13 protein-coding genes are annotated in these 14105 nt (G+C 72.1%); 11 read left to right on the top strand and 2 right to left on the bottom strand.

Features of this window, described 5'->3' with window-relative positions:
* From A7A76_RS24155 to A7A76_RS24130, 6 genes are all read left to right on the top strand, one after another.
* The coding region (locus A7A76_RS24155; protein ID WP_206413705.1) for a DUF2339 domain-containing protein at window positions 1-2413 on the top strand (2413 nt) is incomplete at its 5' end.
* Entirely contained in the window at window positions 2410-3789 is a 1380-nt protein-coding gene (locus tag A7A76_RS24150) for a DUF3999 domain-containing protein (protein WP_206413704.1), read from the top strand. The genes A7A76_RS24155 and A7A76_RS24150, both read left to right, overlap by 4 nt.
* 667 nt (window positions 3790-4456) lie before the next feature.
* Window positions 4457-5632 carry a phosphoglycerate kinase gene (locus A7A76_RS24145; protein WP_206413703.1) on the top strand — a complete coding sequence of 392 codons (1176 nt, stop codon included), beginning with the start codon at window positions 4457-4459 and terminating at the stop codon, window positions 5630-5632.
* Window positions 5633-5635: 3 nt separating this feature from the next.
* Window positions 5636-6295 carry an HAD hydrolase-like protein gene (locus tag A7A76_RS24140; RefSeq protein WP_206413702.1) on the top strand — a complete coding sequence of 220 codons (660 nt, stop codon included), beginning with the start codon at window positions 5636-5638 and terminating at the stop codon, window positions 6293-6295.
* A gap of 333 nt (window positions 6296-6628) precedes the next feature.
* Window positions 6629-6853, top strand: coding sequence for a DUF6289 family protein (locus tag A7A76_RS24135; protein ID WP_206413701.1), 225 nt, complete (start codon window positions 6629-6631; stop codon window positions 6851-6853).
* Between the two features lie 83 nt (window positions 6854-6936).
* Window positions 6937-7152 (top strand): DUF6289 family protein, encoded by a 216-nt coding sequence (locus tag A7A76_RS24130; RefSeq protein WP_206413700.1) that lies wholly within the window; start codon window positions 6937-6939, stop codon window positions 7150-7152.
* A 109-nt stretch (window positions 7153-7261) separates the two neighbouring features.
* Here A7A76_RS24130 and A7A76_RS24125 read toward each other — a convergent pair whose 3' ends face one another.
* Window positions 7262-7888, bottom strand: coding sequence for a GNAT family N-acetyltransferase (locus tag A7A76_RS24125; RefSeq protein WP_206413699.1), 627 nt, complete (start codon window positions 7886-7888; stop codon window positions 7262-7264).
* A gap of 169 nt (window positions 7889-8057) precedes the next feature.
* Between A7A76_RS24125 and pyk the strand changes: the two genes are divergently transcribed.
* On the top strand, window positions 8058-9524 hold the full coding sequence (pyk, locus tag A7A76_RS24120; RefSeq protein WP_206413698.1) for a pyruvate kinase: 1467 nt from the start codon (window positions 8058-8060) through the stop codon (window positions 9522-9524).
* A gap of 201 nt (window positions 9525-9725) precedes the next feature.
* Here the strand turns inward: pyk and A7A76_RS24115 are convergent, their stop codons facing one another.
* Complete coding sequence (locus tag A7A76_RS24115; protein ID WP_206413697.1) at window positions 9726-11027, bottom strand: hypothetical protein; 1302 nt, start codon at window positions 11025-11027, stop codon at window positions 9726-9728.
* Window positions 11028-11166: 139 nt separating this feature from the next.
* On the opposite strand from A7A76_RS24115, the gene A7A76_RS24110 reads away from it, so the two are divergent.
* The 4 genes from A7A76_RS24110 to A7A76_RS24095 all read left to right on the top strand — a co-directional run.
* Window positions 11167-11703 (top strand): hypothetical protein, encoded by a 537-nt coding sequence (locus A7A76_RS24110; protein WP_206413696.1) that lies wholly within the window; start codon window positions 11167-11169, stop codon window positions 11701-11703.
* A 159-nt stretch (window positions 11704-11862) separates the two neighbouring features.
* Complete coding sequence (locus A7A76_RS24105) at window positions 11863-12873, top strand: class I fructose-bisphosphate aldolase (protein WP_074864486.1); 1011 nt, start codon at window positions 11863-11865, stop codon at window positions 12871-12873.
* A gap of 102 nt (window positions 12874-12975) precedes the next feature.
* A complete protein-coding gene (locus A7A76_RS24100; RefSeq protein WP_206413695.1) occupies window positions 12976-13605 on the top strand; it encodes a LysE family translocator in 630 nt (209 codons plus the stop codon).
* Between the two features lie 83 nt (window positions 13606-13688).
* The coding region (locus A7A76_RS24095) for a hypothetical protein (RefSeq protein WP_428995233.1) at window positions 13689-14105 on the top strand (417 nt) is incomplete at its 3' end.

Here is a 14105-nt window from a genome sequence, read left to right as displayed (position 1 = left end):
CCCGCAGGCGCCGCGCGCCCCGGCCGCGCCGCCGCCGCCGGACGTCTTCACCGTCGCCGTGCGCTGGCTGCGGCGCTGGTTCACCGAAGGCAACGTGCCGGTCAAGGTCGGCATGCTGGTGCTGCTGGCCGGCGTCGCCGCGCTGCTGAAGTACGCCAGCGACCAGGGCTGGATGCGGGTGCCGGTGGAACTGCGCCTGGCCGGCGTCGCCGCCGCGGCGATGGCCGCGCTGGTGTTCGGCTGGCGCCAGCGCGAACGCAAGCGGGTGTTCGCGCTGAGCCTGCAGGGCGGCGCGATCGGCGTGCTGCTGCTGGTGGTGTTCGCCGCGTTCAAGCTCTACGGCATGATCCCGGCCGGCGCCGCGTTCGCGCTGAGCGTGGTCCTGGTCGCCGGCACCGGCGTGCTGTCGGTGAAGCAGAACGCGCTGGCGCTGGCGGTGTTCGCGATCCTCGCCGGCTTCCTCGCGCCGATCTGGCTGTCGACCGGCTCGGGCAACCACGTCGCCTTGTTCGGTTATTACGCCGTGCTCAACGCCGGCATCTTCGCGATCGCCTGGTGGCGGCCGTGGCGCGTGTTGAACCTGCTCGGCTTCGCCTTCACCTGGGGCATCGGCACGGTCTGGGGCGTGCTCAAGTACCGGCCCGAGCATTACTCGACCACCGAACCGTTCCTGCTGCTTTTCTTCGCCTTCTATCTGCTGATCCCGGTGCTGTACGCGCGCCGCCGCGCGGCCGGCCGGCGCGACCTGATCGACGGCTGCCTGGTGTTCGGCACCCCGCTGATCGCCTTCACCTTGCAGGCCGGCCTGCTCGAAGGCGCGCGCATGCCGCTGGCGTTCTGCGCGCTCGGCCTGGGCGCGCTGTACGCGGCGCTGGCGTGGTGGCTGCGCCGCGATCAGCGCTTCCTCGCGCTGAGCGTGCCGTACGCGCTGTTGGCGGTGGGCTTCGCGACCCTGGCGGTGCCGCTGGCGCTGGCCGCCGAGGCCACCGCCTGCGTGTTCGCGCTGGAAGGCGCGGCGCTGGCGTGGCTGGGATTGCGCCAGCAGCGGCTGTTGCCGCAGCTGACCGGCGCCGGCCTGCAGGTCGCCGCGGCGATGGCGTTCGCGATCGGCGCCAGCGACGCGGTGTGGCAGGCACAGCAGGCGCTGTTGAACGCCAATTTCGCCGGCGCCTTGCTGATCGCGCTGGCGGGCCTGGCCAGCGCGGCGAGCTACCGCCGCAGCGACACGCTCAAGCCGCTCGCGCTGCTGTACTACGTGTGGGGCCTGGCGTGGTGGCTCGGCGCGTTCGGCAGCCAGATCGTCGATTTCGTGGCCGCGCCGACGCGCGCGGACGCGTGGCTGATCCTGTTCGTCGCCACCGGCTGGGTGGCCGCGGAGACCTTTGCCCGCCACGCGTGGAAGGCGCTGTCGGCGACCGCGATGCTGGCGCTGGGCGCGGCGGTGCCGCTGGCGTTCGCGCAGATCGACGCGCACGGCTGGCCGCTGCGCGACTGGGGCTGGCTGGCCTGGGCGGCGTACGCGGCGCTGGGCGCGCGCAGCCTGATGGCGCTGCGCGAACGCGCCCAGGGCGAGCTGGCGTTCGCGCATCTGGCCTGGCTGTGGTCGTGGGCGCTGGCGCTGGGCGCGAGCCTGTGCCTGTGGCTCGGCAAGGGCGTCGGCCTGGGCGATCGCCTGGGCAGCGGCTGGACCTTGGCGGCGGCGCTGTTGCCGGCGCTGGCGATCGCCGCGGCGTGCGTGTGGCGGCCGCGCTGGGCCGGTTGGCCGGTGGCGCCGCGCTTCGCGCAGTGGCGCTACGGCGCCAGCGCCAGCTTCATCGTGTTCCTGGCGTTGGCGGTGGCGGCGTTGTTGAGCGTCGATGCCGATCCGCGCCCGCTGCTGTGGCTGCCGCTGCTCAATCCGCTGGGGCTGGTGCAATGGGCGGTGCTGGTGCTGCTCGGCGCGTGGCTGGCCTCGCCGATGGTCGGCGACGACTTGCGCGCGCGCCGGGTGCCGCTGCTGGCGCTGGCCGGCTTCGGCCTGATCACGGTCGAGGTGCTGCGCAGCGCGCACTTCTGGGGCGCGGTGCCGTGGGGGCCGTCGATGCTGTCGGCCAGCCTGGTGCAGACCAGCCTGACCGTGGTGTGGAGCGTGCTCGGCGTGGCCGGCTGGATCGTCGGCTCGCGCCGCGGCCAGCGCGGGCTGTGGCTGGCCGGCGCGGTACTGATGGGCGTGGTGCTGGCGAAACTGGTGCTGGTCGACCGCAGCCACCTGGGCAACCTGCTCGGCATCGCCTCGTTCATCGCCTACGGCCTGTTGTGCACGCTGGTCGGCTACTTCGCGCCGGCGCCGCCGTCGCGCGAGGCCCAACACGACGCCGACAACGGCGACGACACTCCTCCCGATCAACGCTCCGCGCAGGACGCCTCCGCATGAAGCCTCGTTCTCTCGTCTTCGCGCTGCTGGCGCTGGCCTTGCCGCTGGGCGCCGCGCCGCGCCAGGACTACGCGCGGCAATGGCCGCTGCAACTGAGCCGCGACGACGGCGGCGCGTATCGCGTCGTGCTCGATCCGGCGGTGTACGCGCAGGCGCAGAGCGCGCAGTTGCGCGACGTCGAGGTGATCGACGCGTCCGGCGCCAGCGTGCCTTCCGACGTGTTCGCGCCCGAGCAGCCGCTGGCGCGCGCGCCGCAGCGCCGGGCGCTGCCGTGGTTCCCGCTGCCGGCCGCGGCGTCGTCCGGCGCCGCGCAAGGCTGGGAGCTCGTCAGCGAAGTGGAAACCGACGGCCGCCTGCGCCGGGTCGAGGCGCGCAGCACCGGCGGCGCCGCCGCCAAGCTGCCGCAGACCGCGCTGCTGATCGACGCCAGCGCGGTGCGCGCGCCGATCCAGGCGCTGCAATTGCAGTGGGCGCCGGGCGCGGCGCTGGACGCGGCGTATTCGGTCGAGGCCAGCGACGATCTCGACCATTGGCGCAGCGTCGACAGCCGCGGCCGGCTGGTCGATCTGGAGCGCGACGGACGCCGCCTGCAGCAGCGCCGCATCGCCTTCGACCCGGTCGGCGAGCAGGCGCGCTACCTGCGCCTGACCCCGCACGACCCGCAGCGCGCCGCGCAGATCGTCGCGGTCGAAGCCGAACTCAGCGCGACCGCGGCCAGCGCGCCGCTGCAGTGGCGCGAACTCAAGGGCGCGCGGGTCGAGCTCAAGGACGGCAGTGTCGCCTTCGAGTACCGCCTGGACGGCCGTTTCCCGATCCAGCAGGCCGACGTCGCGCTGCCCGGCAACCACGCGCTGCAATGGCGCCTGGACAGCCGCGACAGCGAAGACGACGGCTGGCGCGCGCAGGCCGGCCCGTGGATGGCCTACGCGGTGGCCGGGCAGGGTGCGGGCGACCGCTCCGCCGCGCGCCAGCTCGCCGGCGTCAGCCGCGACCGCCTGTGGCGCCTGCGCGCGAGCGGCGCGGTGCCGGGCGAACCGGTGCTGCGTTTGGGCTACCGCCCCGAAGTGGCGGTGTTCCTGGCCCAGGGGCAACCGCCGTACGCCTTGGTCGCCGGCAGCGCCCGCGCCGCGCGCGCGGATTCGCCGCTGGCGCAACTGGTCGAGGCCTTGCGCAGCTCGCGCGGCAGCGAATGGCGCCCGGCCGACGCCGCCCTGGGCGCGGCGAGCGACCTCGCCGGCGCCGCGGCGCTGGTGCCGGCCGAACCGGAACGCGATTGGCGTTCGTGGCTGCTGTGGGCGGTGCTGGTGGCCGGCGCGTTGATCGTGGTGGGGTTTGCGATGAGCCTGCTGCGATCGGGGAAAGCGCCGCAGGCGTAGGGTGTCGTGCCGGGCCGCTTGTCGGCGGAAGCCGTCGCGGAGCGTCCCCTGTAGGAGCGACGCAAGTCGCGACCGCGACACCGCAACCATCGCGCGGGCGTCGTCGCAGTTGCGTATTCGCGGTCGCGGCTCGCGCCGCTCCTGCAGTCGGATACGAACCCGGCCGGAGCCCCTGTAGGAGCGACGCAAGTCGCGACCGCGACGCCGCAGCCATTGCGCGGGCCTCGTCGCAGTTGCGTATTCGCGGTCGCGGCTCGCGCCGCTCCTACAGTCGGATACGAACCGGCCGGAGCCCCTGTAGGAGCGACGCAAGTCGCAACCACGACACCGCAGTCATTGCGTGGGCGTCGTCGCAGTTGCGTATTCGCGGTCGCGGCTCGCACCGCTCCTACAGTCGGATACGAACCCGGCCGGAGCCCCTGCAGGAGCGACGCAAGTCGCGACCGCGACAGCCCGGCTACCGCGAAACGCCCACCGCCTGCGAAATCCCGCCGACGCGCCAGCCCGCGCAATCGCCGCTGCGCCCGCCCCGGCATCCACGCGCCGCCATTCAGGCCCCAAGGTTCCCTTCGCCGCCCACCCCCGCGACAATAGTCGCCCCGGGCCGCGCCCCCGAGCCGGCCGCGGCCCCGCCGCACCCCACCCCCGCATCGCCCCAGGAGGCCCCGTGTCCATCGTCCGCATGACCGACCTAGATCTCGCCGGCAAGCGAGTGCTGATCCGCGAAGATCTCAACGTCCCCATCGACGACGGCCGCATCACCTCCGAGCAGCGCATCCTCGCCGCGATTCCGACGCTCAAGCTGGCGCTGGAGAAGGGCGCGGCGGTCATGGTCACCTCGCACCTGGGCCGGCCGAAGGAAGGCCAGTGGAGCCAGGCCGATTCGCTGGCGCCGGTGGCGCAGCGCCTGTCGGAACTGCTCGGCATCGAGGTGCCGCTGGTCAAGGATTGGGTCGACGGCGTCGAGGTGCAGCCGGGCCAGCTGGTGCTGCTCGAGAATTGCCGCATGAACGTCGGCGAAGGCAAGGACGACGAAGCCCTGTCGAAGCAGTACGCCGCGCTGTGCGACGTGTTCGTCATGGACGCCTTCGGCACCGCCCACCGCGCCCAGGCCTCGACCCACGGCGCGATCCGCTACGCCAAGACCGCCGCCGGCGGCCCGCTGCTGATGGCCGAGCTCGACGCGCTGGCCAAGGCGCTGGACAACCCGGCGCGGCCGCTGCTGGCGATCGTCGCCGGCTCCAAGGTCTCGACCAAGCTGGAACTGCTGGCCTCGCTGGTGTCCAAGGTCGATCAGCTGATCGTCGGCGGCGGCATCGCCAACACCTTCATCGCCGCGATGGGCCACAGCGTCGGCAAGTCGCTGGTCGAGACCGACCTGATCGACACCGCGAAGAAGATCATGGCCGACGCCAAGGCGCGCGGCGCCGACATCCCGGTGCCGAGCGACGTGGTGGTCGCGCCGGCGTTCGCCGCCGACGCGCCGGCCACGGTCAAGGCGGTCGACGCGGTCGGCGCCGACGACATGATCCTCGACATCGGCCCGGACACCGCCGCGCGCTACGCCGGACTGATCGCGAAGGCCGGCACCGTGGTGTGGAACGGCCCGGTCGGCGTGTTCGAGTTCGACGCGTTCGGCAAGGGCACCGAAACCCTGGCGCGCGCGATCGCCGCGTCCCGGGCGTTCTCCATCGCCGGCGGCGGCGACACGCTCGCGGCGGTGGACAAGTACGGCATCGCCGATGAGGTGAGTTACATCTCCACCGGCGGCGGCGCGTTCCTGGAGTTCCTGGAAGGCAAGGAACTGCCGGCGGTGGCCGCGCTCAAGCAGCGCGCGGGCTGAGCGATGGACGCGCAACCGCAATCGCAACCGGTGCTGTTCTTCGATCTCGACGGCACCCTGATCGATTCCTCGGTCGGCATCACCCGCTCGATCGCCTACGCGCTGGAAACCATGCGCCACCCGGTGCCCGACGAGCAGGCCCTGCGCGGCTGGATCGGCCCGGCCCTGCGCACCAGCTTCCAGCCGCTGCTGCGCGACGAGGACAAGGTCGAGCAGGCGGTGGCGTTGTACCTGGAGCGCTACGGCCGCGAAGGCTGGACCGAGCACAGCGTCTACGACGGCATCGCCGAACTGCTCGAGGGCTTGCGCGCGGCCGGCTACCGCATGGCCGTGGTCACCGCCAAGAACGAGAACAACGCGCGCAAGATCCTCAGCCACCTGCCGTTCGGCGCCTACTTCGAGGACATCGTCGGCTGCACCGACGACGGCCGCCTGACCCACAAGGTCGAGCTGATCGCCGAGGCGCTGAGCCGCTTCGGCCTGCAGCCGGCGCAGTGCGTGATGATCGGCGACCGGCGCATGGACATCGAAGGCGCCGCCCAGCACGGCATGGCCGGCGTCGGCGTGCTGTGGGGCTTCGGCAGCGAGCAGGAACTGCGCGAGGCCGGCGCCCGCCGCATCGCCGCGGCGCCGGCGCAGTTGCCGCAACTGCTCGCCGCCTGAGCGCGGCGGCGCGGACGCGGCCCGCGCTATCGAGCTGATCCAGGTAAACGAGGTAATCGAGGCGGCCGCATCGCGGCCGCTTTTTTTTGCCCGCCGCCGCCGCGCACGTGCGTGCGGCGCGCGCCGGCGGCCGGCCCGTCCGCCGCCACTGCCGCGCGGCCCGTTTCCGCCTTCGCGCACGTTTTGCGCCTGCTTACGCGATGGCAAAAGCCAAACCAATCACGCTTGCACAAACGCATGACAGGCGGCATGACAATCGTCGCCTTACCGCGCGGCCGCGCTCGGCTAGCGTGCAGTCGCGGCGAATGAGCGCCGCGAACTCGGGAGAGCTGCATGCGTCGTATCGGATTGTTCGCCGCGGTCTTCGCCGTGGCGCTGGCCGGCGGGGCTTCGTTTGCCGCCGTCGCCAACAGCTGGCAGGGCACCTGGATCTATTACAACGCCGAAGGCGCGCAGATCGGCAAGTGGACCGCCGGTTGTGGCGCCGCCGACGGCCGCTGGGGCGATACCAGCGGCAGCAACAAGCGTTTCATCCAGGGCTGCGCGGTCGAAAGCTGAGCCCCTCCGCCGGCCGCGCGCGCCGTCGCGACGAGGCGGCGCGCGCGGCCGGCTTATTCCCACCGATCGAAGGAGTTCGCGTCATGCGCAAAGCCGCCCTCGCAGTCTTCGTCCTGGTCCTGGCCGCCGGCGCCGCCGTCGGCGTACACGCCGCACCGCCGTACCAGGGATATTCGGTCAGTTACTTCGACGATGCCGGCGAACTCGTCGGCGGCGTCACCGCGCATTGCAGCGGCGAGTTGCTGCAATGGGGCATCCGCACCGAACACTCTCAGCGCCGGACCTGGGTCTGCGACTGACCGTCTCGCGGCCGCGCGCCCGCCGCAGGCCCGTGACTGCGGCGCCGGCGCGCGGCGCGACCTTGGCGTGATCGGCGTGATCCGCGTGAGTCGGGCTGCGCCGCGCGCCTCAGCGCGCCGCGGCCGCCGCGGCCTCGCGCTGTCGGCGCCAGTCGCTGGCCAACAGCCCCAGCAACTCGCTGTCGGTGACCCGATCGCCGACGAAGAAGCTCTCGCGCTGCACGCCCTCGGTGAGGAAGCCCAGCCGGTGCAGCAGCGCGCGCGAGGCGAGGTTGTCCGGGTCGATGCCGGCATCGATGCGGTGGAACCCGGCGACGTCGACCGCCCAGTCCAGCGCCAGCGACGCGGCCTCGCGCGCCAGCCCGCGGCCCCAGTGGTCCGGATGCAGCGCGTAGCCCAGTTCGGCGCGGCGGTGCGCGGGATCGAAGCGGAACAAGGTGCAGGTGCCGACCAGCGCGTCGTTCTCGTCGGCGATCGCCCAGTTGATCAGCCGGCGCTCGGCCATGTCGGCCTGGATCCGCGCGATCTGCTCGCGCGCCTCGGCGATGTCCTGCATCGGCGGGCGGCTCCAGTAGCGCATCACCCGCGCGTCGCCGAACAGCGCGAACAGCGCCGCGTCGTCGTCCTCGCGCGGGCCGCGCAGGCGCACGCGCGGGCCTTGCAGGACGGGGAAGCCGTCGAGGGCGGCGATGACATCGGCGATGGCCTGGCTGCGTGGCGTAAGCGGTAGCGACATGGGGGATTCCGGATCGAGAGGAAGCGTTCGCGAGGCGGCGACGATGCGGTGCGGTACGTGCCGCAGACCGCGTCGCGGATCGCGCTCGCGCGTGCCCGCGGATGCGCCGCCGAGGCCGCGCAATGCAGCCAAGCTATGCTAGCGTGGCCGGCAGTCCAGAGAGTCTGCCATGTCCCACAGTCCGCGACGCACCAAGATCCTCGCCACGCTCGGCCCGGCCACCGATCCGCCGGGCGTGCTCGACGCCCTGCTCAAGGCCGGCGTCGACGTGGTCCGCCTGAATTTCTCCCACGGCGATCCGTCCTCGCAGGTCGCCCGCGCCCAGGCCGTGCGTGAGGCCGCGCAGCGGGTCGGGGTGGAAGTCGGCATCCTCGCCGACCTGCCGGGCCCGAAGATCCGCATCGAACGCTTCGCCGAAGGCCGCGTGCTGCTCAAGGCCGGCGACCGCTTCGACCTGATCGCCGCCGACAACCCGCCGCCGGGCAACCTGCGCGAAGTCGGGGTGAGCTACCTCGGCCTGCCCGGCGACGTCGCTCCCGGCGACGTGCTGCTGCTCGACGACGGCCTGCTGCAACTGCGCGTGGGCGCGGTCGAGGGCGAGCGCATCGTCACCACCGTGCTCAACGACGGCGCGCTGTCGGACCGCAAGGGCCTCAACAAGCTCGGCGGCGGCCTGTCGCTGGGCGCGCTGACCGAGCGCGACAAGGAATTGATCGGCGTGGCCGCGCAGATCGGCGTGGACTTCATCGCCGTCTCGTTCTGCCGCAACGCCCAGGACATGAACGACGCCCGCGCGATCGCCCGCGCCGCCGGCAGCGACGCCGCGCTGGTGTCGAAGATCGAGCGCGCCGAGGCGATCGAGAACCTGGCCGAGATCGTCGACGCCAGCGACGTGGTCATGGTCGCGCGCGGCGACCTGGGCGTGGAGATCGGCGACGCCGAGCTGCCGGGCCTGCAGAAGAAAATCATCCGCGAGTCGCTGGCGCGCAACCGGGTGGTGATCACCGCGACGCAGATGCTGCAGTCGATGGTCGACAACCCGATCCCGACCCGGGCCGAAGTGCTCGACGTCGCCAACGCGGTCATCGACGGCACCGACGCGGTGATGCTGTCGCAGGAATCGGCCGCGGGCCGCTATCCGGTCAAGGCGGTCGAGGCGATGTCGCGCATCTGCCTGGGCGCCGAGCGCCAGTTCGACCACGACACCGATTTCGAAGCCGCGCCGCGCAATCTCGAACGCGCCGACCAAGCCATCGCGATGGCGGCGATGTTCCTGTCCGAGCACATCGGCGTGCGCGCGATCGTGGCGATGACCGAATCCGGCGGCACCGTGCGCTTCCTCTCGCGCTTCCGTTCGAACGCGCCGATCTACGCGTTCTCGCGCCACGCCGGCGCGCGCCGGCGCATGGCGCTGATGCGCGACGTCTATCCGATCGACTTCGACAGCCGCGGCATGGCCTCGCGCGACGCCGCGCGCAACGTGGTCAAGCAATTGTTCGACGCGGGCATGCTCGAAGCCGGCGAGCGGATGATCTTCACCAGCGGCGACACCATGGAGCAACACGGCGCGACCAACACGCTGCGCCTGCTGCAGGTGGGCGAGGGCGGCAGCGCTGAGGGCCTGGGCGAGCTGTAACGCCCGCGCCGGCAGCGCGGTGACAAAAAAGCCCCGGCGTCGGCCGGGGCTTTTTTATCGGATCCCTGCGCAACGCGCGAAGCTACCCCTGTAGGAGCGGCGCGAGCCGCGACCGCGACAACGCAGCCACGATGAAGGTTGCGGCGCAGTTGCGTTGTCGCGGTCGCGGCTCGCGCCGCTCCTACAGGAAGATCGCGCCGCTTACACGCCGACGTAGCCGCCCTGATACACCGGCTTCCACTGGCCGCCCTTGCGCGACCAGATCTGGTAATTGACCCCTTCGTACTGCCCGACCTGGAAGATCAGTTCCGGCACGCTGTCGCCGTCGAGGTCGAGGCGGTCGAAGAAGCGCGGGGTTTCCAGCGCGTCGCCGGCGCTGGAGGCGCTGTGGCTGCCGGCGACGCGGTAGCCGCCCTTGCCGTCGCCTTCCAGGATCGCCAACGCCGCCACGCTGGTGTCGCTCATGTCCGGGCCGGCCGGCGGCAGGTTCCACACCACCGTGGCCACGGTCACCGCGCCGGCGCTGCCGGCTTCGAAACTCTGGATGTCCAGGCCGAGGTCGCGTTCGTGATCGGGCTTGGCCTTGAGCGCGCGCTCGATCTGCGCGCGCTCGACCTTCTGCTGGCGCAGGCCCGCGCGCAGCGCGTCCTCGGCGGCCTTGCGCGCGGCCGCGGGCACCGCGGCGACGGCGGGCTTGGCGGCGGTGGCGGGGAAGTTGGCGGCCAGGCCCTGGGCGTCGTCGCTGCGCGCGGTGGCCGGGGCGATGCGCACATGCGCCTCGCCGGTCACGTCCGACAGCGCTTCGTCGAGCACCTGGGCGACGCCGTCGGCGCCGCCGTTGCGGAAGTAGTACAGGCCGCGCAGCGGCGGGAAGTAACGGGCGCTGTCGCCGGCTTCCTGATAGCGGCCGTCCTCGCCGATGCGCGCGACCGGCGCGACGTAGCCGCGCTCGACCACGAACAGCAGCTTCGGCTCGCCGCTCAGGCGCTCGGGCTTGGGATCGAGCAGGCGGTCGCGGATCGCCGCGGCCTTGCGCGCGCCCTCGGCGTCGCCGGCGGCGCTCAGCGCGTCGATCAACTGCTGATGGCCGCGCGCCTGGTACGGCGCCAGCGCGACGATGCGCTCGGCCACGGTCTTGCGCTGATCCGGCGCGGCCGCGGCGAAGTCGGCGTTGAGCGAGGCCAGCGTCGGCGCCTTGGCCTGCAGCAGGTCGGCGCGAATCCAGCCGACCGAAGGCGCCGGCTGCTCGGCGCTGGCGCGCACCCAGCCGTCGCGTTCGCATTCGATCTTGACCGGCGCGGCGATCGGAATGCGCGCCACCAGCCCGCCGTCGGCGCGCGGCACCGGGCGCATGAAGGCGCCGGTGACGGCGACGTAGCGCGTGCCGGACTTGGGCGCGGCCTTGCACGCGGCGATGGCGGCGGCGTATTCGTCGTCGGCGGGGCCGGCGTGGGCGAAGCCGGCGGCGGCGAGCGCGGCGGCGAGCAGCAGGCGGCGGGGCATCGGGAGGCGAGCGGGGAACATCGTTGCAGTCCTTGGCGGAAATCCTGGCTGCGCAGGCTAGGCCTTGTCGCTGGCCGGCGCAATCGTGCGTAGCATGCGCCAACGGCCGCCGCGGCCGCATCGACGAAAGGATTCGCGCATGATCCGCACCAACGCCTATACCCTGCTGTGCGTGGCGATCCGCGCCGCCGCCGTCTACAGTCTGGTGGCGCTGATCGTCGCGCTGCCGGGCCAGTTGCAGGCCAGCGCGCAGATGCCCGGCGTCGAGCATTCCGCCAGCTGGATCGCCGCGCTGGCGCTGACCGGGCTGATCGTCATCGCATTGCTCTGGATCTATGCCGACAAGTTCGCGCGATTGGCGCTGGCGCGGCCGCAGGAACACAGCTTCGACAGCGATCTGGCGCCGTCGGTCTGGCTGGGGCTGGCGATCTCCGCGATCGGCGCCTGGCATCTGTTGGCCGGGCTCATCGACGGCGTTTTTTGGGCGATCCGGCTGCTCGCGCTGCGCGGGCTGCGCAACGAGGGCTACGACCCCGCCCAGTACGCGCTCGATGTCTGGCCGGGCGTGGCCGCCACGGCGATGCAGTTCGCGCTCGGCCTGGTCTGCCTGCTGCGCGGCAAAGGACTGGCCCGCTGGGTGCAGCGCATGCGCTACGGCCGGCACGCGGCCGACTGAACGGGCGCAGCGGCGCGCCTTGGCATCGATGGCGGCGCGCTTGAAAACGGTTACCGCCAAAACTGGGCGCAAGTGCCTGATTCGGAAGGCCGCAGCAGCGGCAAGGTTCACCGTCAGCGGCTATAATCGCGGGCTTCCCACCGCTGCCGCAGGATCTCCATGAGCATCGAACAGCTTGCCGAAACCGCCCAGGCGATGGTCGCCGCGGGCAAGGGCATCATCGCGATCGACGAGTCGACGACCACCATCGCCAAGCGTTTCGCCGGCGTGGGCATCGAGAACACCGAAGAGAATCGCCGCGCCTACCGCGAGCTGCTGCTGGCCACGCCGAAGCTCAACGAATACATCTCCGGCGCGATCCTGTTCGACGAAACCCTGCGCCAGTCGACCAAGGCCGGCGTGCCGTTCGCCAAGCACATGGCCGACCACGGCATCATCCCTGGCATCAAGGTCGACAAGGGCCCGCAGCCGCTGGCCGGCTTCCCGGGCGAAGTGGTCACCGAAGGCCTCGACGGCCTGCGCGCGCGCCTGGAGGAGTACTACAAGCTCGGCGCCCGCTTCGCCAAGTGGCGCGCGGTCATCAACATCAGCGACGACATCCCGTCGGGCACCTGCATCGAGGCCAACAGCCACGCGCTGGCGCGCTACGCCGCGCTGTGCCAGGAGCAGGGCCTGGTGCCGATGGTCGAGCCGGAAGTGATCATGGACGGCAGCCACGACATCGACACCTGCTTCGAAGTCACCGAGGTCACCCTGCGCTCGCTGTTCGGCGCGCTGTACGAGCACAGCGTGCTGCTCGAGGGCACCATCCTCAAGGCTTCGATGGTCGTGCCGGGCACCACCGCCGCCGAGCAGGCCAGCGTCGAGGAAGTCGCCGCGGCGACCCTGCAGTGCCTGAAGTCGACCGTGCCGGCGACCCTGCCGGGCATCGTGTTCCTGTCCGGCGGCCAGTCCGACGAGGCCGCCACCGCCCACCTCAACGCCATGAACCAGATGGGCCCGAACCCGTGGCCGCTGTCGTTCTCCTACGGCCGCGCGATGCAGTCGGCGGCGCTGAAGCTGTGGTCGCAGGACCTGGTCAACAACTACGACCGCGCCCAGCAGACCGTGTACGAGCGCGCCAAGGCCAACGGCCTGGCCGCGCTGGGCCAGTGGAAGTCGGCGGCGTAAGCTGCGGCTTCGCGGTCCCGAAAAACGCCGGCCTCGCGCCGGCGTTTTTCGTTTCGCGGCTTCCCTTTCCGCAACTCCGCCCACGGCTCATCGGAACCGCTCATGGAAACCCAGTGGCTCGCCTTCTGCTTCGCCGCGCTGATGCTGACCCTGATGCCCGGCCCCGACACCTTCCTGGTCATGGGCAACGCCGTTGCCGGCGGCGCGCGGCGCGGGCTGGCCGCGGCGGCCGGCACCACCAGCGGCGGGCTGTTCCATGTGGCCTTGTTCGCGCTCGGCGTGACCCAGCTGCTGATGTATTCCGAGCGCGCGTTCTGGACGGTCAAGCTGCTCGGCGCGTTCTATCTGGCGTACCTGGGCGTCAAGGCCTTGCGCGCGGCGCTGCGGCCGCGCGCGGATGCGCCGGCGCTGGAGCTGGCCGCGCCGGCGTCGAGCCTGTGGCGCGCGTTCGCGCAGGGCGCGCTGACCAATGCGCTGAACCCGAAGATCGCGATGTTCTATCTCGCCTTCCTGCCGCAGTTCCTGGCGCCGGGCCCGCACATGGCGCGCGACTCGATGCTGATGATCGGCCTGCATTACAGCATCGGCGCGGTGTGGCTGGGCATGGTCGCGATCGGCTCGGCGCGCATGGCCGGGGCGATGCGCAGCGCGCGGGTGGCGCGCGCGCTGGACGGGCTGATCGGCACGACGATGCTCGGCTTCGGCGCGCGGCTGGCGCTGGCTTCGCGCTGAGCGCGATCGAACCGGGGTGCGTGGCGCGCGCGGCCGCTGGCGGCTAGGCTGGAGGCCTGGGTCCGCCGTGCAGGAGCGCCGCGATGTCGTCCGAACCAGAGTTGTTCGTTCCGCCGCGCATCGATGCGCTGATCCGCAGCCAACGCAAGATCGAAGCGGTCAAGGCGGTGCTCGACGCCAATCCCGGCGCGTCGCTGCGCGCGGCCAAGGATGCGGTGGAGGCGCGTACCGACGCACTGCTCGCCGGCTCCACGCCGGCCGGTTCCGCGTCTGCGTCGCCGTCGCCGGAGAAGGAGGCGCTGGAAATCTCCGGCCTGCCCGCGGCGGCGGTCGAAGCGCTGCTGCGCGGCCAGATGATCGAGGCGATCAAGCTGGTGCGCCTGGCCCACGGCGTGGACCTGCGCACGGCCAAGCAGCGGGTGGAGGCGCATGCGCGCGGCGATGGCGGCGCGGCCGCGGCGGCGCCGCACGAGCCCGCCGCCGCCACCGGCGATCTGCCC

The organism is Lysobacter enzymogenes (assembly GCF_017168095.1).
In the GTDB taxonomy this organism is placed as follows: Bacteria; Pseudomonadota; Gammaproteobacteria; order Xanthomonadales; family Xanthomonadaceae; genus Lysobacter; species Lysobacter enzymogenes_D.
This window is presented reverse-complemented; position numbering and strand designations above follow the sequence as displayed.

Excerpts from the sequence above, each read along its gene's own strand:
- A7A76_RS24135 (WP_206413701.1), top strand. The coding sequence starts at position 6,629 with ATGCGTCGTATCGGATTGTTCGCCGCGGTCTTCGCCGTGGCGCTGGCC.
- A7A76_RS24105 (WP_074864486.1), top strand. The coding sequence starts at position 11,863 with ATGAGCATCGAACAGCTTGCCGAAACCGCCCAGGCGATGGTCGCCGCG.
- A7A76_RS24130 (WP_206413700.1), top strand. The coding sequence starts at position 6,937 with ATGCGCAAAGCCGCCCTCGCAGTCTTCGTCCTGGTCCTGGCCGCCGGC.
- A7A76_RS24110 (WP_206413696.1), top strand. The coding sequence starts at position 11,167 with ATGATCCGCACCAACGCCTATACCCTGCTGTGCGTGGCGATCCGCGCC.
- A7A76_RS24150 (WP_206413704.1), top strand. The coding sequence starts at position 2,410 with ATGAAGCCTCGTTCTCTCGTCTTCGCGCTGCTGGCGCTGGCCTTGCCG.
- A7A76_RS24100 (WP_206413695.1), top strand. The coding sequence starts at position 12,976 with ATGGAAACCCAGTGGCTCGCCTTCTGCTTCGCCGCGCTGATGCTGACC.
- A7A76_RS24125 (WP_206413699.1), bottom strand. The coding sequence starts at position 7,888 with ATGTCGCTACCGCTTACGCCACGCAGCCAGGCCATCGCCGATGTCATC.
- A7A76_RS24115 (WP_206413697.1), bottom strand. The coding sequence starts at position 11,027 with ATGCCCCGCCGCCTGCTGCTCGCCGCCGCGCTCGCCGCCGCCGGCTTC.
- A7A76_RS24140 (WP_206413702.1), top strand. The coding sequence starts at position 5,636 with ATGGACGCGCAACCGCAATCGCAACCGGTGCTGTTCTTCGATCTCGAC.
- pyk (WP_206413698.1), top strand. The coding sequence starts at position 8,058 with ATGTCCCACAGTCCGCGACGCACCAAGATCCTCGCCACGCTCGGCCCG.